At 42.4% G+C, this 1865-nt stretch carries 2 protein-coding genes; both read right to left on the reverse strand.

The window, feature by feature from the left end; translation table 11 throughout:
• Positions 1–502 precede the first annotated feature (502 nt).
• Entirely contained in the window at positions 503–1162 is a 660-nt protein-coding gene (locus WMO45_RS13590) for a hypothetical protein (RefSeq protein WP_349141429.1), read from the reverse strand.
• Positions 1163–1727: 565 nt separating this feature from the next.
• The gene (locus WMO45_RS13595; protein WP_349141430.1) at positions 1728–1856 is read right to left on the reverse strand and encodes an S-layer homology domain-containing protein; all 129 of its coding nucleotides are present in this window, start codon (positions 1854–1856) and stop codon (positions 1728–1730) included.
• Between the last annotated feature and the right edge of the window lie 9 nt (positions 1857–1865).

Genomic DNA, 1865 nt, shown 5'->3' on the forward strand with positions numbered 1-1865 from the left:
AGATGTGCTGTGGACACCGAAACTCCTGCCTTCGTTGCCACATCTTTTAGCGTTACACGTCCTGTCGTTCTTTTCATGGTTCCATTCTCTTAAACCTTTTCAAAATGAATATATACAGTATGAACACCGTATTTTCATGGCACTTATGTTATATTAGAACGTTTTAATTCAAGTATATTTTTTCTCTTCTAGTCTTTTTACTTTCTCCGCTAAAAAACAGGCAAATATCCAAGCAGAAGATTTATCGTTTACGTTCACTAGTATGCTAATATTTTTTTACAGATCTGTCAACCCATTTCCCAATAATAGAATTCTTTTGTATATATTGTGCATTTTCTTATTTTTGTCCAACTGCTTTATTCCTGATTATGGATTGAAATTCACTCTTTCTATCCATTATTCAATCAATATCGTCCTATTTTGTTTTTATACAGTTTGGTCAATTTAAATAAATCAAACGTAAGCCAGCCGCCGGAATCGGATGATTCCGGCGGCTGGCCCGCTAAACGTTTTCTTTTGGAACATTATTCTCCCAATATTTGTAAACCCTGTACAAATCAATTTCCTTCTGTGTATGGTCAAAGAAGTTGGCCGCTTGCACGTGGACCATATGGATCGGTACAAAGTTTATACCACTCTCCTTTCCTTTGTAGCAAACGCGGAACCCGGAAATGCGCGGCTGGTTGACCGTAACACTGACATAGACTTTGCTTCTGCCCTTTTTTTCATAGCTCCAGTACAACTGAGGATAGTTCAAAACAAAGCACTGTCCAACGTACATCCCGATATCACGTATGATATACTCCGTAGTAGCAGTAAACTGCGTTCGGTTGATAAAGGATTTACCAAATATTTTGGCGCCTTCCTTCATCTTTTCGATCTCTTCCTTCGGCGTCCTTTCCATTCGGGCCGTTTTCAAAAACCAGCGCCACAGCAATATCAGGGATTCCGCCGAGTAGTCCAGTTCGGTGACGGACAGCTTCAGATCCTTCGCGCAGCGGGCTTTCAAATAGTCCATACGCTCAGGGATCTTGCTCATAAACCATTCAAAATGTTCCTCGCCCTGCCTGGCCGTCATACTGAAAAAATCCAGCCCCGTGGGCGGTATGGGCATATCATATTTTACATGACACAAAAATCGCTTTAACCCAAATAAGTTCATACACTCCCACCCGTTTTTCAGATCAATACCTAGTATCTGCCCTTAATATTGGTTTCCACTATGCCCACCATTGCAATCAGCCAATGGATTGAGATGAGCAGCATCCAAAACCGGTCGGGGGTAAAGGTACGGTCAAATAAAACAATTGTCTCAAATGGCGGCGCCAGAATCAGAATGATTCGAATCAATGTGATCACATAGAGAATCACCTGCATCGGGATTACAAAAATGCTGATCACAGGCCACTTAATTGAAAATATGAGCAGCTTAGCTCTGGTGTTGTCCCGTATCCAAACCGGGAAGAAACTTCTTTTGTCCGCAACACAGTTGGTTATAAATGTCATGAGACAAAAGTACGCGATCAGAAGCAGAAATTTTATAAAAATAGATTCCATAATTCTTAACCTCGCGCAAAATCTTACCACACTATGTTTTCTTTAGAATCTTCATTCTGTTTATCAGATAAATAATTATTAAGTAAACGTTTGAGCATTTTTAAGTGGGAAGGCCCATGAAATATCATTTCATGGGCCTTCCAGCCAAACGGATGGGGCAAAGCATAAACTCAGCCGTTTTGCTCCCGGGTAAAGCGCATGAGCATGGTGGCTACCTCAGCGCGGCTGGCAGTGCCCTGGGGATCCAGAGCCGAGCCGTTCTTGCCGGTGAGGATGCCCTCGGCCACCGCCCACTCCATGGCGTCCTG

It is taken from the genome of Flavonifractor hominis, assembly GCF_040095835.1.
GTDB lineage: Bacteria > Bacillota > Clostridia > Oscillospirales > Oscillospiraceae > Flavonifractor > Flavonifractor hominis.

Excerpts from the sequence above, each read along its gene's own strand:
- WMO45_RS13590 (WP_349141429.1), bottom strand. The coding sequence starts at position 1,162 with ATGAACTTATTTGGGTTAAAGCGATTTTTGTGTCATGTAAAATATGAT.
- WMO45_RS13595 (WP_349141430.1), bottom strand. The coding sequence starts at position 1,856 with ATGGAGTGGGCGGTGGCCGAGGGCATCCTCACCGGCAAGAACGGCTCG.